This window comes from Kytococcus aerolatus, assembly GCF_900187395.1.
Classification (GTDB): Bacteria; Actinomycetota; Actinomycetes; order Actinomycetales; family Dermatophilaceae; genus Kytococcus; species Kytococcus aerolatus.
Window position 1 is genome coordinate 446639 of record NZ_FYEZ01000001.1, and the last position, 21842, is coordinate 468480.

Below are 21842 nucleotides of genomic sequence, written 5' to 3' on the forward strand. Positions count from 1 at the left end.
GCACGCCCGGTGCCCACACAACCTGAGGAGGGATGCCGATGAAGCTGTTCGGCAAGATTCTGACCGCACTGGGGGTCCTGTCACTGATCCTCGGCATCATCGGCGCCGTCCTGGCCGGCATGCGGGGGAACGACCTCGCGGATGCTCTGAACGCCGCGCAGCCGCTCCCGGCCACCGTGGAGATGGAGGAGGGCGAGACCCGGATGGTGGTCGGCGACTCGGCCGACGCGACGTGCACCGTGAGCCCCGAGGGCGCCACCTTCACCGCCCCCCCGTCGGGGACCAGCGGTTCCGCCGGCGAGGAGACCATCGTCGGTGTCGTGCAGGCCGAGTCCGCAGGCAGCTACGCGGTGACCTGTGACGGGTCTGGCATGGAGATCACCGGTCCCGCCTCCCTCGGCGACATGATCGCCATCGGCCTGGGTGCCCTGGGTGCCATCCTGCTGATCCCGCTCGGCCTGCTGCTGCTGGTCGTCGGTGGTCTGCTGTGGTTCTTCGGCCGCCGCAAGAAGAACCAGGCCCAGACCAGCTACACCTCGGGCACCTACCAGGACCAGTTCTCCCGCTCGGCCCCGTACACCCAGGGTGGCGCCGTGCCGCCGGCCCCGGGTCAGTACGACCAGGGCCAGCCGGGCTACGGCCAGCAGACCTACGGTCAGCCGGCCGCCCCGCAGTACGGCCAGTCGACGCCGGAGCAGACCGCTCCCCCGGCCCCGGGCCAGTACGGCCAGACCGAGGGTGGCTCGTCCTCCTACGGCCAGGCCCCGTACGGTCAGACCGAGGGTGGCTCCTCCCCGTACGGCCAGCCGGACGCCGGCCAGCAGGGCCCGTCCTTCAACGAGTCCAGCGGCCAGGTCCACGGTGCCCAGCGCTGGGACGCCGACGACCTCGGCGACCGTCGTGACGACGGCCCGACCGGTGGCGGCCAGACCCCGCCGCCGCCCCCGCCCAGCGCCTGATCACCCGCTGATCCGCGCCTGACGCGCATGAACCGGCCCGCCACGGAAGAGCCTTCCGTGGCGGGCCGGTTCATGCGCGGGGCGCCCCGGTCACCTCGCGGCGATGACCGCGCCGTCGTACTGCTCGTCGATGAACTGCTCGGTCTCCTGCGACTGCAGCGCCTCGAGGAGCTTCGTGAGGTGCTCGTCGTCCTTGCGGTCGGCGGTGGTCACGAGCAGGTTGGCGTAGGGGTTGTCCTGGGCGTCCTCGACGGCCAGGGCGTCGTCCTTCGGGGAGAGGTCCGCCTCGATCGCGTAGTTGCCGTTGACCACCGCGGCGTCGACGTCCCCGAGGGAGCGGGGCAGCTGGGCGGCCTCGAGCTCGGTGATCTCCGGCCCGGAGGTGACGTCGTCGACGGTCGGGGCCTTGTCGCCGGTGTCGGCGAGCTCCAGGATCCCGTGGTCGGCGAGCAGCTGGAGGGCCCGGCCACCGTTGGAGGGGTCGTTGGGGATGGCGATCTCGCTGTCCTCGCCCAGGGCGTCGGGGGCATCGACCTGCTCCGAGTACAGGCCGAGCGGCTCCAGGTGGACCGGGCCGAGGGCCTCGAAGTCGTACCCGCGGGCCTGCACCTGCTCGTCGAGGTACGGCTGGTGCTGGAAGTAGTTGGCGTCCAGGTCCCCGGCCTCCAGCGCCTCGTTGGGCTGGATGTAGTCGGTGAACTCGACGATCTCCACGGAGTAGCCGGCGTCCTCCGGCAGGCTGTCGGCGACCTCCTGGAGGATCTCGCCGTGTGGCACCGGGCTCACCCCGATGCGCAGGGTGGGGTTCTCTCCCCCACCGGCCTGCTCGTCCCCGCCACAGGCGGAGAGGCCGAGAGCGAGGGTGGCGGTGAGGGCCAGGGCGGTGCGGCGGGTCAGGGTGCGGTGCATGGTGGGCTCCTTCGGTCAGGTGGTGGAGAGCTGTCGACGGGGGTGGGGACGGGGCACGGGCGGGTCAGAGCTGCACGACGACGCCCTTCCAGGTGTCCTGGATGAACTGGCCGACCTCGCGGCTTCCGAGCACCTCGACCAGTGCGGTGACCCGGGGGTCCTCGACGAGCTCGGGGCGGGTGACCACGTTGATGGCGAACCGCTCGTCGGCCGGGTCCTCGGTGACCAGGGCCGTCCGCGGGTCGAGCTCCGCCTGGACCGCGAAGTTCCCCGGGATGGCGGCGAGGGCGGTGTCCCCGAGCGATCGCGGGAGCTGGGCGGCCTCCAGCGGGACGATGTCCAGCTCGTGGGGGTTCTCGATGACGTCCTCCGGGAGCGGCGTCTCGACGCCCTCTGCGAGGGTGATGATCCCCTGTTCCTCGAGGAGCCACAGACCACGGGCACCGTTGGCGGGGTCGTTGGGCACCGCCACCCGGGTCCGCCGCGGCAGGTCGGCGAGGTCGGTGATGGACTCGGAGTAGATCCCCATCGGCTGGTTCGTGACCGGGGCCACGATGTCGAACGCGTACCCGGCCTCCTCCTCCTGGGCCGCGAGGAAGAGTCGGTGCTGGTAGTAGTTGGCATCGATCGAGCCCTCGTCGAGGGCGACGTTGGGCTGCACGTAGTCGGTGAACTCGACGACCTCGAGCTCGAAACCGTGCTCGGCGTCCAGTCCCCGGTCGTGGATCCAGGTGAGGATCTCGGCGTGGGGCACCGGGGTGGTGCCGACTCGCAGGGGACCGGTGGTCGATGTCGCCCCTGCTCCTCCACAGGCGCTGAGGGCGGGGAGGGTGAGCGTTCCGAGGCCGAGGGCGAGGGCGTGGCGGCGGGTGATCATGGCGTTCTCCTGGGATCAGTGGCGGGCGGCGCGGGCGAGGAGGTCGCCGAGGAACTGCACGGCGATCACCAGTCCCATGAGGATCGCGACGCACCAGAGGGTGACGGTGAGGTCGAAGGCCTGGTAGCCCTTGCGGATGGCCAGGTCACCCAGACCCCCGCCACCGACGGCTCCGGCCATGGCCGAGTAGCCGATGAGGGCCACGACCATCACGGTGGTCGCGGAGATCAGTCCGGGCAGGGCCTCCGGGAGGAGGACCGAGCGAATGACCTGGGCGCGGGTGGCTCCCATCGAGCTGACGGCCTCCACCTTGCCGGGGTCGACCTCGTGCAGCGCGGTCTCGACGAGGCGGGCCAGGAAGGGGATCGCGCCGACGGTGAGCGGGACGACCGCGGCCTCCGGCCCGATGGTGGTGCCGGCCACGGCCTTGGTGAGCGGGCCGATGAGCACGAGCAGGATGATGAACGGGATGGAGCGGCCGGCGTTGACCAGGGCGCCGACGACGCCGCTGACCCACCGGTTGGGCAGGAGGCCGCCGGGGGCGGTGATGACCAGGAGGACGCCCAGCGGGACGCCGAGCAGGACGGCGACGGCCGAGGAGATCCCGACCATGTAGAGGGTGTCGAGGGTGCCCTCGACGAGTGCGTCGGTGAGTCGTTCGCGGGTCATGCGCGGGCCCCCTGTCGGATGGCGAGGTCGATGGTGCCGACGCGGGCACCCTGGATGTTCTCCACGCGGGCCGCGAGGACCTCGGCGTGGTGGCCGGTGGCCGCGAGCTCGGCCAGCACGGTGGAGAGCTCCTCCCGGGCGAGGTCGACCGTGCGGACCGTGGCATCCGTCGGGAGGTCGGCGGCCTCCACCGGGCGGACCGGGCGGGGCACGAGGGTCTGGGCGAGACGGTGGCCGGGGCTGACGACCTGCGCCAGCGGGCCGGTCTCCACGACGCGCCCCTCGGCCAGGAGGGTGGCGGTGTCCGCGGCCCGGGTGATGACGTCCATCTCGTGGGTGATGAGCACGGTGGTGAGGCCGAGGTCGTCGGTGAGCTCGCGCAGCAGGTCCAGGACGCTGGCGGTGGTCGCGGGGTCGAGGGCGCTGGTGGCCTCGTCACAGAGCAGGACCGTCGGGTCGGTCACCAGGGCACGGGCGATGGCGACGCGCTGCTTCTGGCCCCCGGAGAGCTGGCGGGGGTGCGCCGCGGCGCGCTGGCCGAGCCCCACCCGCTCGAGCAGCGCCCCGGCACGCTCCCGACACTCGGCGCGGCCCACCCCGGCGAGCTCGAGCGGGAGGGCGACGTTCTCCAGGGCGGTGCGGGAGTCCAGCAGGTTGAAGTGCTGAAAGATCATGCCGATGCTGCGGCGAGCGGCGCGCACCTCGCGGGCACTCAGGGCGGTGAGCTCCTGGCCGCCGACGACGACGCGGCCGGTGGTGGGGCGCTCCAGGAGGTTGAGAAGGCGCACCAGGGTGGACTTGCCGGACCCGCTGGGGCCGACGACGCCGTGGAGCAGTCCACGGTCGAGCTCGAGGTCGACCTCGGTGAGCGCCTGGACGGGCTCGCTCCCCCGGCGTCCGGGGTAGGTCTTGGAGACGTTCTCCAGGGTGATCAACGGAAACTCCTGCGGGACGGGAAGAAGGGTCGACGAAAAGACCCCCGAAAGGGCCTGCTCACGACAGAAAAAGGGGGCGGAGAATGACCGGTTCCCGGGAGCCGACAGGGCTCACCGGTGCGTCCGGGGTCTCCGGGGGTGGGTTCTGAGGGCCTGACCCGTCACCACGAGGGTGTACGAGGCTCAGGACCTCTGGTGCATGTGCATTCGCATGGTTCCTCCATCGCTTCTGGCGTGAGCACCCTCGCCCGTGCAGGGGGGTTGCTGCGGTTTCAAAGAGCCAGATCTCTCCACCGCTCTGGATGTCGTGGCCGCAACAGTAGACGGTCGGCATCGTGGAGGCAAATCGACGAAAGGTGCCGGAAAATCCAGTCGACGGCGAAGGGCGCCGCGCCCCGCGAAAGGGGGGCACGGCGCCCTTCGGCGTCGGAGCTCGGCCGATCAGGTGGCCGCGACGTGGAGGGCGGATCGTGCAGAGGCCCAGCGCTCGTAGTGGTCGAGCACGTCGTGGCAGAGGGCGTCGGCGTCGTAGCCGAGCACGTCGTACACCTCCCCGGTGGGGAGGGCCACCTCCAGCCGGGTGGTCGTGTCGTCGGCCTCCAGGAGCCGTGCGCCGTAGCTCGGCTGGGGCACCACGCGCACCTGGACCGGGTACCGGAAGGGGTCGGCGGCGGCACCGTTCGTGGCGCCTTCCGGGGCCGGCACGACGAGCGCCGCCCGCCGCTTCACCCGGCCCTGCTCGATCTCCTCGCTGGCCCGCACGTGGGCCTCGACCCCGCGCCCGCACAGCTCGGCGGCCACCGACTCCAGCGCCGGAAGCACCGTGCCCTCCAGCCGCTCGGTGGCCCGTGCGACGCTCACGGAGCCCAGGGCCAGGCCGAGGCGGCGTCGCCAGGACTCACCGTGGCCGTCGGGCCCGGCGAGCTGCCCGGTGAGCGAGGCGCGGTGGGCGTCGGCCCGGGCGCGCTCGGCCTCCAGCGCCCGGTGCAGCCCGACCATCACGAGGATCATCACCACGGCGAAGGGCAGACCCATGACGATGGTGGCGCTCTGCAGAGCCGGGATCCCGCCCACCAGGAGCATGGCGATGGTCAGCACACCGGTGGCCACGGCCCAGAGGATCCGCAGCACCGGGTGGGCGTCGGACTCCGGGTCCGGCAGGTGGGAGGACAGGTTGGCCATGACCAGCGCCCCGGAGTCGGCGGAGGTCACGTAGAAGAGCAGCCCGACGAAGGTGGCGACGGCCACCAGGAGCAGCGGGAGGGGGTGGTCCTGCAGGAGGGTGAAGAATCCCAGCTCCGGGGAGCCCATCGCGAGCTCGCCGAAGTCCGCGTCACCGGAGCGGATCCGCTCCACCGCCGAGTTCCCGAAGATCGAGACCCACATCACGATGTAGCAGAAGGGGATCGTCAGGGTGCCGAAGACGAACTGGCCGATGGTGCGCCCCCGCGAGATGCGGGCCAGGAACATGCCCACGAAGCTGGCCCAGGCCACCCACCAGGCCCAGAAGAAGAGGGTCCAGGCGCTCATCCACTCGGACTGGTCCTCGAAGGCCATGGTGTCCAGGGTCATGCCCGGGAAGAGCGCGACGTAGTCCCCGACGTTCATCGTGACCGCGCGCAGGAGGAAGGCGGTCTCCCCGGTGACGAGCACCCAGGCGGCCAGGGCGATGGCGAGCACCACGTTGAGCTGGGAGAGCACCCGGATGCCGCGGTCGACCCCGGTGGTGGCCGAGATGGTGGCCACCACCACGGCCAGGACGACCAGGCCGACCTGCTGGGCGATCCCCTGGCCGGTGCCGAAGAGGATGTCGATGCCGACGTTGAGCATCACCACGCCGATGCCCAGCGAGGTGGCCACGCCGAAGATGGTGCCGAGGACGGTGGCGGTGTCGACCGCGTGACCGGCTGCACCCTGCACGCGGCGCCCGAGCAGGGGGTACAGGGCCGAGCGCACCGCGAGCGGCAGCCCCCGCCGGTGAGCGAAGTAGCCCAGGGCGATCCCCATGAGGGTGTACATGCCCCACCCGGTGATGCCGTAGTGGAAGAGGGTCCAGACCGTGGCCTCGCGGGCCGCGTCGAGCGATCCGGGCTCGGCCTGGGGCGGGGCGAGGAGCTGCGTGGCGGGCTCGGCGACGGCGAAGAACATGACGTCCGTCCCGATGCCGGCGGCGAAGAGCATGGCTGCCCACGCGAAGGTGGAGAACTCCGGCCGGTCGGTGTCGGCACCGAGACGGACGCCGGAGTGCCGCACGGCCAGGTACACCACGAAGACCAGGACGAGGGTGGCCAGGGCGATGTAGAACCAGCCGAACCAGTTCGCGATCCACCCGACCACCTCCCCCAGCCGGGTCGCCGCCTGCTCGGGGGCGACGAGGGCCCAGCCGGCGACCAGCGCGGTCACCAGGCCGGCGGAGACCAGGACCGGCCAGACGACGCGCGGCCCCTCCCCCGCGTGGTCCGGCGGCGCGATCGACTCCTCGGAGATGGCGGAGCTCATGGATTCCTTCCTCCCGGTGCGCGGGTGGCCCGGGTGCAGGGTGGTGATGGGAACGGGGGCTGCGGAGCACCCCTCGGGATGTCGGGGGCGACGTGCGCCGAGGCGGGGACCGGGTGGTCCCCGCCTCGGCGGTGTGGGGGGGCTCAGGCGGTGGTGCCGCCGGCCCGCACGGCCTCCTCGGCCGTCGGGACGTTCGCCCGGGCGTCCCAGGCCTCGTTGCGCGGGTCGCCCTGCGGGTAGAGCGGCATCCCGGCGTTGGCGCGGTACACCGGCGGGTGCTCCGGCGCGAGCGGTGTGTTGCCCGCGATGAGGTCGGCGGCCTTCTCGGCGACCATCATCACCGGGGCGTAGATGTTGCCGTTGGTGATGGACGGGAACACCGAGGCATCCACCACGCGCAGGCCCTCGGTGCCGTGCACGGCCATGGTGTCGGGGTCCACGACGCTCATCCGGTCGCGGCCCATCTTGGCCGTGCAGCTGGGGTGCAGCGCGGTCTCGGCGTCCTGGGCCACCCAGTCGAGGATCTCCTCGTCGGTCTGGACCGAAGGGCCGGGCGAGATCTCGCCGCCGTTGAAGGGGGCGAAGGCCGGCTGGGAGAGGATGTGGCGGGCGGCGCGGATGACCTCCACCCACTCGCGGCGGTCGTTCTCGGTGGAGAGGTAGTTGAACCGGATGGCCGGGTGCTCGAAGGGGTCGGTGCTGCGGATGCGCAGGTCGCCGCGCACGTCGGAGTTCATCGGCCCGATGTGCACCTGATAGCCGTGGTCCCCGCCGGAGGCGGTGCCGTCGTAGCGCACCGCGATGGGCAGGAAGTGGAACATGAGGTTCGGGTAGTCCACCCGGTCGCTGGTGCGGATGAAGCCACCGGCCTCGAAGTGGTTGGTGGCGCCGGGCCCGCGGTTGCCGAAGAGCCAGGCCGCACCGATGAAGGGGGCCTTCTTCATGTCCAGCCACGGGGCCATGGACACCGGCTGGGTGCAGGTGTGCTGGAGGTAGACCTCGAGGTGGTCCTGCAGGTTCTCGCCGACGCCGGGCAGGTCGACGCGCGGGGTGACCCCGGCGGCCTGCAGCGTCTCGGGGTTGCCGACCCCGGAGAGCTGGAGGACCTGCGGGGTGTTGAACGCGCCACCGCAGAGGATGACCTCGCCGGCCTCGACCGAGTGGGGGGTGCGGCGGGGGCCGCGGACGAAGTCGACGCCGGTCACGCGGTTGCCCTCCCAGCGCAGCTGGGTGACGTGGCTGAGGGTGCGCACGTGGAGGTTCTTCCGCTTCCGGATGGGCCACAGGTAGGCGCGGGAGGCCGAGAGACGGCTGCCGTGGCGCACGTTGCGGTCGAAGGGGGCGAAGCCCTCCTGGCGGTACCCGTTGACGTCGTCGGTGCGGGGGTAGCCGGCCTGCTGGGTGGCCTCGAAGAAGGCCTGGAAGAGCGGGGAGCTGGCGGGGCCGCGCTCGAGCTCCAGCGGGCCGGTCCCACCGCGCCAGGCGTCGGCACCGGACAGGCAGGTCTCCATGCGCTTGAAGTAGGGCAGGGCGTGGGCGTAGTCCCAGTGCTCCATGCCCTCGTTCTGCGCCCACTTGGCGTAGTCGCCGGCGTTGCCGCGCTGGAAGATCATGCCGTTGATGGAGGACGAACCGCCCAGCACCTTGCCGCGGGCGTGCTTCACCCGGCGGCCCCCCATGTGCGGCTCGGGCTCGGACTCGTAGGCCCAGTCGTAGAGCGGGTTGCCGCTGGGGAAGACCAGGGCGGCCGGCATCTGGATCAGCGGGTCCCAGACGAAGTCGGCGCGGCCGGCCTCGAGCACCAGGACGCTGGTGGAGGGGTCGGTGGACAGGCGGTTGGCCAGGACGGAGCCGGCGGAGCCACCGCCGACGATGACGTAGTCGTAGCGCTTCTTCATGGTCGTCTCCTTCGGTCGTGCGAGCTGTTGTCGGGGTGCGTGGGCGCGGGGTGCGCCACCCTCGGGTCGGGTCAGCCGCGGTCGGCGAACCAGTCGGCGCGGGCCGGGCGGGTGTTGTGCCAGACGTGCTTGGTTTCCACGTACTCCCCCAGGCCGGCGATGCCGAGCTCCCGGCCGACGCCGGACTGCTTCATGCCGCCCCACTCGGCCTGCGGCACGTAGGGGTGGAAGTCGTTGATCCAGACCGTGCCGTGGCGCAGGCGGGCGGCGACGCGGGTGGCGCGCCCGGCGTTCTCGGTCCAGACGGCCCCGGCCAGCCCGTAGATGGTGTCGTTGGCGAGCGCCACAGCCGCGTCCTCGGCCTCCTCCCGGGTGCTGCCGGAGAAGGTCTCCACGGTGAGCACCGGGCCGAAGCTCTCGGTCTGCACGCACTCCATGTCGGTGCGGCAGCCGTCGAGGATGGTCGGCGGGTAGTGCCAGCCCCCCGCGAGCTCGCCGCCGGGGATCTCGCCACCGCAGAGCAGCTGCGCACCCTCGGCCACGGCGGACTGCACGTAGGCGTGGACCTTCTCGCGGTGGGTCTCGCTGATGAGCGGGCCGGTCTCGGCGTCCTCGTCGAAGGGGCCGCCGAGGCGGATGCGGCCGGCACGGCGCACGAGCTCGGAGACCACCTGGTCGTGGACGGACTCCTCGACCAGCAGGCGGCTGCCGGCGGAGCAGACCTGGCCGGAGTCGAGGAAGATCGCGGTGAGGGCGTTGTCGATCGCCGCGTCGAGGTCGGCGTCGGCGAAGAGGACGAAGGGGTTCTTGCCGCCCAGCTCCAGGGCGACCTTCTTCACGGTGCCGGCGGCGGCGGCCATGATGCGGCGGCCGGTGTGCAGGCCACCGGTGAAGGAGACCAGGTCGACCTCCTCGTGCTCGGTCATCACCGCGCCCACCGGGTCACCGGGGCCGAGGACGAGGTTGCCGACCCCGGCCGGCATGCCGAGGCGCTCGAGGGTGCGCAGCAGCCACACGGCGGTGTGCGGGGTCAGCTCGCTGGGCTTGAGCACGAAGGTGTTGCCGGCCACGAGCGCGGGGGCGACCTTCCAGGCGGTCTGCAGGAGCGGGAAGTTCCACGGCGTGATGAGGGAGCAGACGCCGACCGGCTCGGTGACCACCTTCGACTGGACGTCGGGCATGCCGGTGTCCACGACGCGGCCGGCCTCCTGCTGGCCGAGCCGGGCGAAGTGCCGGAAGACGCCGATGATGTCGTCCATGTCGATGCGGGCCTCGACGAGGCGCTTGCCGGTGTCGAGGGTCTCGGCGCGGGCGACCTCCTCCTTCTCGGCCTCGAGGGCGTCGGCGAGATCGGCCACCAGCTGGGCCCGCTCGGGGGTGGGGCGGGTCGACCAGTCGCCGGCGTCGAAGGCCCGCCGGGCGGCGGCGATGGCGCGCTCGGCGTCGGCCGCGCCGGCCTCGGCGACGGTGCCCACGTGGGACTGGTCGGCCGGGCAGACGATCTCTCGGGTGGCGCCGGATTCCGCGGGCTCCCACCGTCCGTCGATGAACAGCTCGGACATGGGTTCCTCCTGGGTCGGGGGGGCGAGTGGAGCTCCCCGAGGGCACACCCGAGGAGCAGTAACGTGCGTTTCACTGTAACGCACGTTTCACTGTCCTAGGATGCGGGGATGTCCGCCAAGGTGCCGGTGCGTGAGCGCCTCCTCGATGCCGCGACCCGCCTCATGTTCGTCGACGGCTCGGTGAGCACCCCCGTCGACGTGCTGCTCAAGGAGGCCGGTGCCTCGGCCGCCAGCCTGTACGCGCACTTCGGCAACAAGGACGGGTTGCTGGCGGAGGCGCTCGAGCGGCGGCTCGAGGTGTGGTCCGGGGTGTGGGACCGCCACTGGGCAGCGGCCGGCGACTCCCCCCGGGACCAGCTGCTCTCGGTGTTCGCGGCCATGGAGGACTACCACCACAACCGGCTCGAGGAGCGGTGGTGCTCCTTCCACGCCACGGCCTCGGCGCAGCCCGATCCCGCCCCGGCGGTGGCCCGCGTCCTGGCAGCCGACCGGGACCGGCTGCGCACCCGGCTGGCGCAGGCCGCCACGGCGCTGCACCCCGACGACCCGGCACGCGCCCAGCGGCTGGCCGGGCACGTCGAGGTGGCCTACGAGGGCATGCTCGCGCTGATGCTCCGCGGACCGTCCGAGCAGGCGATCGCCGCGGGGCGCGCCACGGCGGAGTCCCTCGTCGACGCCGCGCCCGGCACCGGCGCGTGAACCGCTGAGCTCGTCAGGCCCCCCGTCGGCGTGGTGTGATTCGCCCCACAACCCTGCTGTCGATCCCCGACGGCCACCCCTCGCGTCCCCGACCCCGGAGGCCCCATGAGCACTGCCTCTCCCCCGTCCACCGACGATCGTCAGATCGGCGGGTTCTCCCTCGTCGGCCCCGGCCTGGTCGTCGCGGCCACCGGTGTCGGTGCCGCCGACCTCGTGGCCACCGTGGTGGCCGGCCAGAAGTTCGGCTACGCCCTGCTCTGGGCGGTCGTGGTCGGCTGCCTGCTGAAGATCGCCCTCGTGGAGGGGGCGGGCCGGTACACGCTCGCCACCGGCAACACGATCTACGAGGGCTGGCGCAGCCTGGGCCGGTGGACGAGCTGGTACTTCGCGCCGTACATCGTCATCTGGGGCTTCGTCTACGGCTCGGCGGCCATGGCGGGCACCGGGCTCCCCCTGCACTCCCTCTTCCCCGCACTGTCGGTCACCTGGTGGGGCATCCTCTCCGGGCTGACGGGCATGGCCCTGGTGCTGCTGAGCCGCTACGACGTCTTCGAGAAAATCTGCGCGGCCCTGGTCGGGCTGATGTTCGTGGTCATGGTGACCGCGGCGGCCTTCACCCTGCCGAACATCCCCGAGCTGCTGCGCGGCCTGGTCCCGACCATCCCCCAGGGCGGTCTGGTGAACCTGCTCTCGGTCGCCGGCGGCGTGGGCGGCACGATCACGGTGGCGGCCTACGGCTACTGGATCCGGGAGAAGGGCTGGACCACGAAGCGCCACATGCGCCTCATGCGGGTGGACAACACGGTGGCCTACGTGGTGACCGGCCTCTTCGTGACGGCCACGCTCATCGTCGGCGCGGAGCTCCTGTACTCCTCGAACCAGGCCGTCGAGAGTGGCGACAAGGGCCTGCTCCAGCTCTCCACGGTGCTGGCCGACCGGTACGGCGAGGCCGTGGGCACGCTCTTCCTGATGGGCTTCTGGGCGGCGGCGATGTCCTCGCTCATCGGCGTGTGGAACGGCGTCTCGATGATGTTCGCGGACTTCGCCGGGGACGCCCTGGGCAAGCCGGAGGACCACCCCGACCGGCAGGCGGGCGGGCGCTGGTACACCGCCTACGTGCTGTGGCTGACCTTCCCGCCGATGCTCATGATGTTCCTCGGCAAGCCGATCTGGCTGATCCTGGCCTACGGCGTGCTGGGTGCCTTCTTCATGCCCTTCATGTCGGTCACGCTGCTGTGGATCCTCAACTCCGACCGAGTGCCGCGCGGGTGGCGCAACGGCCCGCTGAGCAACCTGGCGCTGCTGGTGTGCACCGCCCTGTTCGCCTACCTGGCGGTGCAGCAGGTGGTCGAGCTGGCCCCGAAGATCGGCGGGCTGCTGGGGCTGTGATCCCCGCACGAGGTGAAGGGGCCGGGCTGCAGGTACAGACCGGCCCCTTCGTCCTCCGGCGTCACTCCTGGCCGACGGACTCGTCGGACTCGTCGGGCTCGTGCTTCCAGGTCAGCACGCTGAGGAAGGCCCGGGCGGCCAGGAGGTAGACGACCAGCTGCCAGGGGTCCTGACCACCGAGGTCGAGCTGGAGGTCGACGGCCAGGTCACGGACCCAGCCCTCGACGACGTCCCCGGCGAAGAGCAGCGCGAAGAAGGTCACCCAGTTGCCGGCCAGGAGCTGGCCGACGGCGGGCCAGACGACGCCCACGCCGGCGGCGATCGCGCCCCACACGATCCGTCCGGTCCAGTTGGGTCCGCTGTCCCCGGCGGCGCGGGAGACCGTCGGGGAGGTGACCGTGCCCGACCGGGAGGCGTCGACGGTGGTGTCGACCGACGTGGTCGTGTCCACCCGGTCCGGGGACGGGGCCGACGCGCGGACGGCCGGACCGGCAGCCTCGTGCGAGGGCGGCGGCTGGTGCTGGGCCACGGGCTCGTCCCCCCGCACCATCCCCCGGGCGGCGAGCAGCTCGGCCGCCTGCTCCCGGCTGCGTCGCTCGGCCTCGGCGTTGAGGTGGGCGAGGTACTCCTGCGGGGTCATCGAGTTGGGGTCCAGGGCCATGCGGACAGTCTGCCGTCCGACCACGGCCCGGTGGGCTCCACCCCTGGTGGCAGGGGTGAGTGCCGGGGTGTCCCGCAGACTGCGCCCCAGAGAAGACCTCGAGGAAGGGAAGGCAGTGAAGACCTTCGGCAAGATCCTGACCGCGCTCTCGGTGCTGGGTGGCATCGTCGCCCTGGTGCTGTGCGGGTGGTCGATCCAGCACGCCATGGACATCGACTCCCGGGTGTACGGCGGCCCGGTGGTGGAGGGCTCCCTCACCGAGACCCTGCAGGCCGGGGACACCCACGTACTCACCGCGGACGGCGAGGGGGCCGACGCCTCCTGCTCGGCCTCCGGGCCGACCGGGACGGTGGACCTGACCCCGTCGGAGGAGAACACGATCTTCGAGGACCCGGAGACCACGCTGGTGGGCGCCCTGGACGTCGAGGAGTCCGGTGAGTACCAGTTCACCTGCACCGGCGCCGCCGAGGTCACCCTGTCGGAACCCGTGGACGACATGGAGTGGGCCACGATGGGCATGAAGATGCTCGGCGGTGTCCTCCTCGGTGGTCTGGCCTTCCTGGGGCTGGTCCTGGGGATCGTGCTCTGGGTGGTCGGCGGCAACCGGACGCGGCGGGAGGAGCAGGCCCGGCAGTGGCACGGGGGTGGACCCGGCGGACCGGGGATGCCGGTTGGCCCGAGCTACCCCAGCCAGCCGGGCGGGGGCTACGGACCGCCCCCGGGTCCGCAGCACAACCCCGGCCCTCCGCCGGCGCCTCCCGCGCCGGAGCAGTCGGCGCCGGGCGGGTACGGCCAGGACCCGTACGCGCCGACGGATCTGCGTCACGACCAGCGCGGGCCGTGGAACTGAGAGTGGTGATCTCCCTCGCCCCCTGGTTGTGACCTGCCGGGTCCGGAGATCACGACGAGGTCACCTTTTCCCCCCGGAATCGGTCAAGGAGCCTCTCGCGCGCTGGCGCGAGGGGCTCCTGCCGTTCCACTGTCACGCATCAGCCGCCGCAGAGGACTGCGAGACCCCGGCCGCCAACGCCCGCCTGCACCCCGGTGCGGACAAGAACCTCGACCCCAACACGATCACCCCGCGCCAGGCCCGGGCCCAGGAGGCCGCCCTCGACAAGGCGCTGGCCGCCAAGGGCCTGGCCCGCGGGAAGGACGGCGCGCTGCGCTCTGCCAACGCCGAGCAGGGCAAGGGGAACGGCAAGGGCAAGCCCGGCACCCGGGTGACCACCAGCCCGGTCGTGGTGGACGTCTACTTCCACGTGATCACCGACTCCCCCGGCAACGGTGCGGTGACCCAGTCGCAGATCGACCAGCAGATCCAGGTGCTCAACGAGTCCCTGCCCGGCGGCTCGGCCGCCCCGTACAACCTGGGCGACACCGGCACCCACGAGGTGGGCCACTGGATGGGGCTCTACCACACCTTCCAGGGCGGCTGCGCCGACGGCGACTACGTGGCCGACACCCCGGCCGAGGCCCAGCCGGCCAGCGGCTGCCCCGAGGGCCAGGACTCCTGCACCGCCCCCGGCCTGGACCCGGTCCGCAACTTCATGGACTACTCGCACGACGACTGCATGGACCACTTCACCCCCGGTCAGGTGGACCGCATGAAGGCCCAGTGGGGGGCCTACCGCGCCTGAGCCGATTCACACGCCGACAGGCCCCGTCCCGCAGCGATGCGGGGCGGGGCTTCGCGCTTTCACAACCTGTACGAGCCCCCCGCTCTGGACGACGCCGGACCCAAGACCTCGAGTGTGGCCTCTCGGATGGCCCCCCGGAAGACGGACTCGAGTTGCTTCTCCGCCATGGCGGGAAGTGCCAGAACCGCACCACGCCTCAGGGCCGCGCGCGCGTATGCACGACTCACGGCCTCGCGCATGCCGGCAGGCACGTGACCCGCTGCCACTTGGCTCCGAAGAACCTCCGCGAAGGCTCTGGCAACCAGCGGGCAGGATCCCAAACTTCCCGGCCTCTCAGTGATCCCGACGAGCTCGTCCTCGGAGAGGAAGTCCACCAGCTCCTCCCCGAGGAGAAGGTTCCGCCACCACAGCCGCCGAAGTGCGTTACGAGGTCCCCCCAACAGACGGTCCCGGTGCAGGGATCCATCGCCGGAGGAGCGCCACCGCCAGAGCGTGAGATCCGGAAGCAGAACCAAGGACATGTGGTTCCACACCTCAGGGCGCCCGCCTTCCGCCGGTGACAAATCGACCAAGGAACCCATGAGACGGCCCATACGAGCGTCAAAGGCACGGAAGCCTTCCCTTGTGGCTGGTAGACCCGCCACAAGCGCGAGTGCCTGCTGGCGAAGATCTCGCAGGTCTTCGTCACTCTTACGGGAGAGAGCTGTCGGTTGGAAGTGAGTACGGGGATGGGAAGTCTCCGCACGCCGGGCCAGCTCCTCGACGCCCAGCGGTCTCAACTGCTCCAGAAGGCGATTCGCGCCCCAAGCATCGAGCCGGGGATACGCGGCGAAAGTCATGCCAAGAACCTCGTACGTGCTTGGAGCGTCATCTCGAACCATCCACGGTCGCGGTCCCTCTGCGCCGCGATCTCAGCCGGCGACTGGCCCGGGAAGTTGCGCTTGAGAGCACGGTCAAGCGCCTCCCCGAAACTGCCCTCGTCATACGTCGACCGAGTCTCCAACTCCTCGAAACGATCCAGCGCTGCCTCGACCAACCGCCGTTCCATCTCCAGCCTCAGGGCGCTGAGGAGAAGGGGATCGGGCGCGTCACCTTCGAGCAGGGAGGTCAACCGGGGGTGATCACTGTTCAGGTAGAGGAACACCTGAGCTCCTGCGAGGTCATCCAACCCCGCTTCCTCCTCGACGTGGAGACGCCATGCCGCCGCCGGGAGGCCCAAGCCCTGTTCACTGAATGAAAGCTGTTGCGTCTGCAGCCGGTTCCCGTCGCCCTCCAGCGTGTATGAGGTCTGTTCGCGCCAGACCACCACCCCCGCAGCAGTCGCAGCCAAGGGATGCCCCGGGTCGGGAAGGTCGAGGATGACAACCGACTCCACGGTGAGCGTCCCCCCAAGGACCGCCCCCTCGAGATCCAACTGAAGATGAACCACACCATCGACTGCCGGGACGGACTCGCTCACGCCTCGCAGCCCTGACCCCGTGGCATGCCACATCAACACACTTCTGAAGCGTGCACCCTGGCCCTGTCCCGTAGCGGCCAACAATCCCGGAAGATCCACCTCGAGCGGCCGACTCACCATCAGGTCGATTGATGGATCCCACCCCTCGACCTGCGCAGCACCGGACACATCACGCCCACCCGCCAACACCGACCAAGGACCGCCGGTGACATTGCTCCCGGCAAGAAGGAACCCAGGCACCACCGCTTTGGCCATCAGCACCACCCCGCTTCGATAGTCACTCCCCTGAGAGGCATGGTTCCGACCTCGACCGTCACGACGGAGTCGCCCTCCGGCACCTCAAGACGGCTCCACTGACCGGATTCCACGCGACTGCCGTTGAGCACGACACCGACCAAGGAAGGAGTGACCTGTTTGTCCACACCACCTCCGTCCAGCACGAACCGCGGAGTCACTACTACCGCATCCCCCTCACTCGCCGAACGTACGATGAGCGTGAACTCGGCTGCCATCACCCCGTCGATCAACTTCAGGGACCCGGCTGGGTCGACGGACAACTGACGAGGGGAACGCGGCCCACCCGTTGCGGATCGCGCTGAACCCGAAGTCAGGGGCTGACTGCTGGCGTCCACACCCAATCCAATGTGACTACCGAGCGCTCCTGCGAGTTGGTTGACGACCGAGGAATGCTCGGCTTCTCGGCTGGGTGGGGCGGCTGCTCGGACTGCATCAGCGATCTCCTCGGTCATTCGTCGGAATGCGACGCGCACCGCGTTCTGCTCCCCTTTCGCCACCCCCATCACCGCTGGCGACCAGTCATCGTGAGCCACGGGTTCCGCGGCCGCGAAGTCCGCGTCCCTCTCGTCGTCCGCAACGAACACGCCCAGGTTGCCGCTCCCATCCGGCAGTGGCTCCACAGCCCTGTACTTGACAATGAAACGAGGCCGGCGCATCAAGGCGACATGGCACTCCGCGCCCCCCTCCGGCACCCATCCCCCTGAGGAGCCAACGCGACGCTTGGCCCGCCAGGCGAGAGTTCCCAAGGAACCGAGACCTCGGCGACCTGCAATGGCAGTTCGGTACCACGGCCACCCCACCGGCTCGTCCCCCGTGGCTCGCTCGTACGCCTCGCAATACACCCCCACGATGGGATGGTGTCGTGGGTCCGGTACAGCCACCGACTTCCCTTCGTGGGTCACAACGACACGAATTGTTCCATCCACAGCATGTGGCCAGCACCACCAAAGAATCGCGTCACGGATGCTCTCCACGATGTCGGCCAATGACGAGGCGTCTTCATCCTGCACTGGCCCCAAGACCATGAGGGACGTACCCGTCTCACCGGCCTCGAACGGGAGGAAACCAACCCGTTCTGCCCATTCATCCGCTTCACTTTCCACGAACGGCTCAGCCCCCGTCGCGGGATCAGCAACCCCCCACCAGTGACGCCCCGTGTACCGCTTTCCGCCCTGGGTGTAACTGCCGGAAAGAGTGACGCCGATCAGGCGGGACTCCAGTCCTTGCTCACCCTGCGCCCTCGAATACACGAGGACTGTCCGGCAAGTGCTTGAAGACCACAGAATCCCCTTCCCGAAACCGTACGTTCCCCCCCCAATCGCCTTCGCCGCGTCCCGACCGATGTTTCTGACGAAGTCGACGAAGTTCGATTCTTTCCCGGTCTGCACGTCAGCACGCGTGGGCCCTCCCAACCCGGAGGTCCCCCTGTCACTGACCACCAGTACGGTGCCACACTGGGTGTGGAGGAATTCATCCAAGGAGAGGTCGCCCTCGAAGGCCGACTGCGGCGGGGTACTGGAGAAGAACTGATGCAGCCCCGACATGTGAGCAGCCCCCAGAGTCCGGGCGTCGACACGAAAATCCACAGCGCCCCCCAGTCGAGCGTCCCAACTGTTCTGGATCGTCTCACGCAGAAATACGTGCCAATGCGGCAGGTTGGGCCGCCCCAAGGTCTTGGTTGCCGCTCTAGCGTCGATATTTCCACTGGCTTGGTACGGCTCGCTGTAGAGGTGAGGGGACTCAGTCGACATCATGCGCCTCGATGAGGTTTTCCAGTGCAGTGTTCACCGGGGGGACGGCAGACACATCAACCGTGTACCTGACGGCCATGAGCGAATCCGCCCACTCCGGACGCGACAGCGTGTCAGGAGAAATCCTAGGAAACTCTGCGTCCACAGCGAGAACACGGGATGAGCGGTGGGAGAAGCGCAAGCGGTCCGCTTGCTCGGGCGCGTCGGGTTCACACCCTGCCATCGCCAAGGCCAGACGCAACCTTTCATCATTCCTGACGACTTGCGGAAGATCTGCGATCACACCGCTCAGAGTCAACTCACCCTGCGGCGTACGTTCCAGTTGGTGGACAACCAGGTGGAGGCCCCCCTTCTTGGGTTCAACGAGTTGCCGCAGGCCGTGGAAAGTCACCTTCAGACCGTCCTCCGCCGCGAGTGTCTTGACCTCCAGCGCTCCGGTGGATCCCACGAAGTCATGACGCATTCGATCCGGCCCCGTCCACATCGCGAGGGCAGCAGACGCCCCGAGCGCACCGACGAGTTCACGAAGGGTCAGCAACTCCCCCAGCAACCCCAGGACACCTTCCGGGGATATCTCGTGAGCCTCACGACCGAACAGTGTCGCCCACTCCTGGATCGTGGTGAGAACGACCGATTCGACGGACTCTGCCGGGGAGCCCTCGAGATCCTCACGCAGTTGGTCACACAAGAGCGCGAACTGTGCCTCACCACGGTCTGAGTCATGGCGCACGATGAGAGCCGGCGTGTCGTGCCCCTCGACGATGAGCCCACTGGAACGCCAGAGGACACCACAGTTGGGCACCAAGGGCATCTCGACGTACAGCACACGCCTGCCCTCCGCGTCGTAACCGACAAAGATCTCCGGACCGCCCTCGCCTTCAACAACCCTGCGCACATGCAGGTTTGCCTGCTGCGACCCGAGCTCCTGCGCCCTGACGAGCGCAACCTCACGAAAGATCACCGCTGTCGAGACCCTGTCCATGCTCATGCTCCTTCCGTGGCAGTGACCTCGTCCCACGCCGCCTCGTAGTCGGCCTGGTAGAGCTCGTCCTCGGGTACCGGCGCCGCGACATAGCTCACAGCGTTCGACACACGCTTGGAGGTGGGGAAGAAGAGGGCGACCCCCATCACGTCGTGCACCGCGTCAAGAGGTCGACGACGACGCCGCCGACCGCCGGTGTCGTCCACCGGGTCGGACTCCGGAGGGGTCGATGTCCGCGCGATTGGATAGAGACCGACCATGGGATTCGCCCCGATCTTGTCCCTCTCCTCGAGGATTCGTCGATCCGACAACGGGGTCGCACCAGTCAGACGCTGCATCAACTCCGGGGGCAGTCCGATTGCTCGGTCGTGAGAACCCACGAGTACCTTGATGTCCGCCACCCCGGGTTCGCTGGGCTCCAACCGTGTACGAGTGATGAGCGTGATCTCCTGCCCCGCGAAACTTGCGGAGGGTCCGGTGCGGCGGCCCATCAGGAAGACGTCCCACTTCCCGAGGTCAGCCCCCGCCTCCTGGATGTACTTCAGCAACGGCTCGGGCCGGAGTCGACGTGCTCCCGTATAGAAGTCGTACGACTCCAAGAAATCCCGAACTAGGCCCGCGGGGACGTCCCGCAGAAGAATCTGCGCTGGCCCTTGCGGGCACTCGTCCTCCGTCGTCGAGGAGATGTGCCGCGCTGCCTGGACCAAGTCCTCGGCCGCCTGCCAGTTCTTCCGGAGCAGATCCACATCGTCAACCTCGAAAAGGATCGTCTGTTCCCGCTGCCCGGAGTAGCTCAAGCTCGCGTGCACCGCGCTGCGCATCCTGGCAGCGGAGGTGACACTCATCGCCGGATGCGTGCGAATCGCGACCGGCAACTGCAGTGGGGTCTTTCCCTCCACCGCCAAGTCATGAATTCTTTCCCTAATCTCGGCCTCGACGAGGGCCAGATCGCGGAACCACCCCGCCAACTCATCCGTCATCCAGATCCTCACGAGATCGGAGTATCCGCTCCGATACCCGAACCAACGCCCCATCTGCAACAACGTGTCGTAGGTGGTCGATGCCCGCACGAAGTAACTGACGACGAGCCCTTCTAGGGTCAAACCCCGCGCGAGGGTGTTCCCTCCCACCGCAATCATCACCGCGGGCTCCTCCTCGGAGTACGCCAAACGGCGGTCTGATCGGTAGTTGTCAACGACCACAGTGCACAGAGACAGAACATCGCCGATCGCCCCCTCGATCTCCTCCCAAGCCACCGGATCCTCCAAGGGCAGACGGCCGGTTTCCTCCTCCCACAGGGATCGCACCGCCTCTCGGAGGTCATCATCCTCGGCACTCCAGCGCTTTCGGAATCCCTCAAGCAGGCGGTCCAGCTCCTCCGCTATCATTTCCTGAACGCCGGTGTTCATACTCGTGTGCACCAGCATGGACGAGTGCTTGCTCGCCTGCCTCCTCACGCGACGGGCCGCGGTGGCCACGAGGAACCAGATGAAAGCAGCACGAAGCGATGCAGGCACGTCCGGCTCCCACTGCTCAGGTCGCGTACCCCGAGGCGGCCGCACACCGTCCGCCTCGGCAGAGGACACGCTGCGGATCACGTCCATACCATCCGAAGACTCGCCGTCCTCGTGGTCCAGCAGCGCCCTACCGAACAACTGCTCCGGCCCAAAGTACCCCTCACCCGGGCGCAGGGAGCGCACGAAGTCTCGCGGATACAGGTCATCCTTCACCGATGCGTCGATCAGAAGATTCGCAAACGGGGTGGCCGTGTAGGCGACATACGCCGCCTTGGGGAAAGCTAGGATCTGACGAATCTGATCATTGATGCGCGAAACGTGCTCATTGCGCGCAATATTGATGGAGGCTTGGTCCGCCTCGTCATCGATCACCAAAATGGGGCACGCCTGAGCATCCTGCCCAGCGTCCCGAAGCCACTGGAGCAAATTCTTCAATGTCGTGGGGTTCTTTTTCACCACCGCCAAGATCCGGTGGTCCGGGTTCCCCAAGATGGTCCCCGCATTCCTCTCGCGCCGGAAGTCGTCATCCGCGGTCGTCACCACATACCAGAGATTCCGCTGCGCACCCTGCCCGACAAGATCCCGTTCGAGTCGCTCCTGAGTCTGCTTTCGCAGCGAGTTCGTGATGCCCGAGAGAACGATAATGAACCGATAACCGACATCGGCCGCCTTGGCCGCGACCGCCATGAAACTGGTGGTCTTGCCACTCTGAACGTGACCAAGAACCAGCCCCCGCGTATTGAAGGAGTCTTCCCCCGGCGGCCGCAGGTCGTTGATGATGCGGGTTGAACTCTGATCAATTTCCTCCAGCGCCGACCTTGGCATCCCATTGTCCCGCAACCTCTCCATCAGCGCATGGAAGAAATTGTCACTTTCTGACGGCACGTACCAGTCGAACCCCTCTTGCCGACGCAGAACCGCCCCTGGATCAGGGATCGAGATGACAGCCTCCCGCGCTTGGAGGTAGCGCGCACGGGCGGCTTCCTTCACCTCCTGCGGGACGAAGCTCATCCAGCCCAAGGCGGTCTCCACGGACTGCCCGCCGTGGACCATCGCCCTCAACTGCATGAAGACCTCTTCAACGGCTTGGTCGTCGTAGTTCGTCTCCATGACCCTCCTCGATGGCGATGTGGCTTCGGCCA

General features: G+C 69.2%; 17 protein-coding genes and 1 riboswitch. Of the genes, 5 read left to right on the top strand and 12 right to left on the bottom strand.

From position 1 onward, the window contains the following. Positions 1-32 precede the first annotated feature (32 nt). Positions 33-959: an immunoglobulin domain-containing family protein gene (locus CFT82_RS02060; RefSeq protein ID WP_088817427.1), complete on the top strand. Its 927-nt coding sequence runs from the start codon at positions 33-35 to the stop codon at positions 957-959. 90 nt (positions 960-1049) lie between these two features. Here CFT82_RS02060 and CFT82_RS02065 read toward each other — a convergent pair whose 3' ends face one another. The 7 genes from CFT82_RS02065 to CFT82_RS02095 form a co-directional block, all read right to left on the bottom strand. Next, positions 1050-1868 carry a MetQ/NlpA family ABC transporter substrate-binding protein gene (locus CFT82_RS02065; RefSeq protein WP_088817428.1) on the bottom strand — a complete coding sequence of 273 codons (819 nt, stop codon included), beginning with the start codon at positions 1866-1868 and terminating at the stop codon, positions 1050-1052. A 64-nt stretch (positions 1869-1932) separates the two neighbouring features. After that, positions 1933-2745 carry a MetQ/NlpA family ABC transporter substrate-binding protein gene (locus CFT82_RS02070; protein WP_088817429.1) on the bottom strand — a complete coding sequence of 271 codons (813 nt, stop codon included), beginning with the start codon at positions 2743-2745 and terminating at the stop codon, positions 1933-1935. 15 nt (positions 2746-2760) lie between these two features. Next, positions 2761-3414, bottom strand: coding sequence for a methionine ABC transporter permease (locus tag CFT82_RS02075; protein ID WP_088817430.1), 654 nt, complete (start codon positions 3412-3414; stop codon positions 2761-2763). Beyond that, a complete protein-coding gene (locus CFT82_RS02080; RefSeq protein ID WP_234994232.1) occupies positions 3411-4349 on the bottom strand; it encodes a methionine ABC transporter ATP-binding protein in 939 nt (312 codons plus the stop codon). Before CFT82_RS02080 ends, CFT82_RS02075 begins: the two co-directional genes overlap by 4 nt. Before the next feature lie 217 nt (positions 4350-4566). Further along, a riboswitch (SAM riboswitch) is annotated at positions 4567-4658 on the bottom strand. Between the two features lie 132 nt (positions 4659-4790). Beyond that, the gene (betT, locus tag CFT82_RS02085; RefSeq protein WP_088817431.1) at positions 4791-6848 is read right to left on the bottom strand and encodes a choline BCCT transporter BetT; all 2058 of its coding nucleotides are present in this window, start codon (positions 6846-6848) and stop codon (positions 4791-4793) included. Between the two features lie 143 nt (positions 6849-6991). Further along, positions 6992-8746 carry a choline dehydrogenase gene (gene betA, locus CFT82_RS02090; protein ID WP_088817432.1) on the bottom strand — a complete coding sequence of 585 codons (1755 nt, stop codon included), beginning with the start codon at positions 8744-8746 and terminating at the stop codon, positions 6992-6994. Positions 8747-8817: 71 nt separating this feature from the next. Then, positions 8818-10308: an aldehyde dehydrogenase family protein gene (locus tag CFT82_RS02095; protein WP_088817433.1), complete on the bottom strand. Its 1491-nt coding sequence runs from the start codon at positions 10306-10308 to the stop codon at positions 8818-8820. A 108-nt stretch (positions 10309-10416) separates the two neighbouring features. Here CFT82_RS02095 and CFT82_RS02100 point away from each other — a divergent pair, with 108 nt between their 5' ends. Both CFT82_RS02100 and CFT82_RS02105 read left to right on the top strand, forming a co-directional pair. Further along, entirely contained in the window at positions 10417-11007 is a 591-nt protein-coding gene (locus CFT82_RS02100) for a TetR/AcrR family transcriptional regulator (protein WP_088817434.1), read from the top strand. 105 nt (positions 11008-11112) lie between these two features. Then, the gene (locus CFT82_RS02105) at positions 11113-12396 is read left to right on the top strand and encodes an Nramp family divalent metal transporter (protein WP_088817435.1); all 1284 of its coding nucleotides are present in this window, start codon (positions 11113-11115) and stop codon (positions 12394-12396) included. A 61-nt stretch (positions 12397-12457) separates the two neighbouring features. Here CFT82_RS02105 and CFT82_RS02110 read toward each other — a convergent pair whose 3' ends face one another. Continuing rightward, positions 12458-13057, bottom strand: a complete 600-nt coding sequence (locus CFT82_RS02110) for a hypothetical protein (protein WP_088817436.1) — start codon at positions 13055-13057, stop codon at positions 12458-12460. A 115-nt stretch (positions 13058-13172) separates the two neighbouring features. Between CFT82_RS02110 and CFT82_RS11640 the strand changes: the two genes are divergently transcribed. Both CFT82_RS11640 and CFT82_RS02120 read left to right on the top strand, forming a co-directional pair. Next, a complete protein-coding gene (locus CFT82_RS11640; protein ID WP_088817437.1) occupies positions 13173-13907 on the top strand; it encodes a hypothetical protein in 735 nt (244 codons plus the stop codon). A gap of 28 nt (positions 13908-13935) precedes the next feature. Then, the gene (locus CFT82_RS02120; protein ID WP_234994233.1) at positions 13936-14694 is read left to right on the top strand and encodes a zinc metalloprotease; all 759 of its coding nucleotides are present in this window, start codon (positions 13936-13938) and stop codon (positions 14692-14694) included. 835 nt (positions 14695-15529) lie between these two features. On the opposite strand, the gene CFT82_RS02130 is transcribed toward CFT82_RS02120, so the two are convergent. From CFT82_RS02130 to CFT82_RS02145, 4 genes are all read right to left on the bottom strand, one after another. Beyond that, positions 15530-16153 (bottom strand): hypothetical protein, encoded by a 624-nt coding sequence (locus tag CFT82_RS02130; protein WP_088817439.1) that lies wholly within the window; start codon positions 16151-16153, stop codon positions 15530-15532. Between the two features lie 254 nt (positions 16154-16407). Beyond that, positions 16408-17994, bottom strand: coding sequence for a hypothetical protein (locus CFT82_RS11400; protein ID WP_143469452.1), 1587 nt, complete (start codon positions 17992-17994; stop codon positions 16408-16410). Positions 17995-18190: 196 nt separating this feature from the next. After that, on the bottom strand, positions 18191-19183 hold the full coding sequence (locus CFT82_RS02140) for a PD-(D/E)XK motif protein (protein ID WP_159461822.1): 993 nt from the start codon (positions 19181-19183) through the stop codon (positions 18191-18193). 2 nt (positions 19184-19185) lie between these two features. Then, the gene (locus CFT82_RS02145; RefSeq protein WP_159461823.1) at positions 19186-21810 is read right to left on the bottom strand and encodes a Z1 domain-containing protein; all 2625 of its coding nucleotides are present in this window, start codon (positions 21808-21810) and stop codon (positions 19186-19188) included. Positions 21811-21842 lie beyond the last annotated feature (32 nt).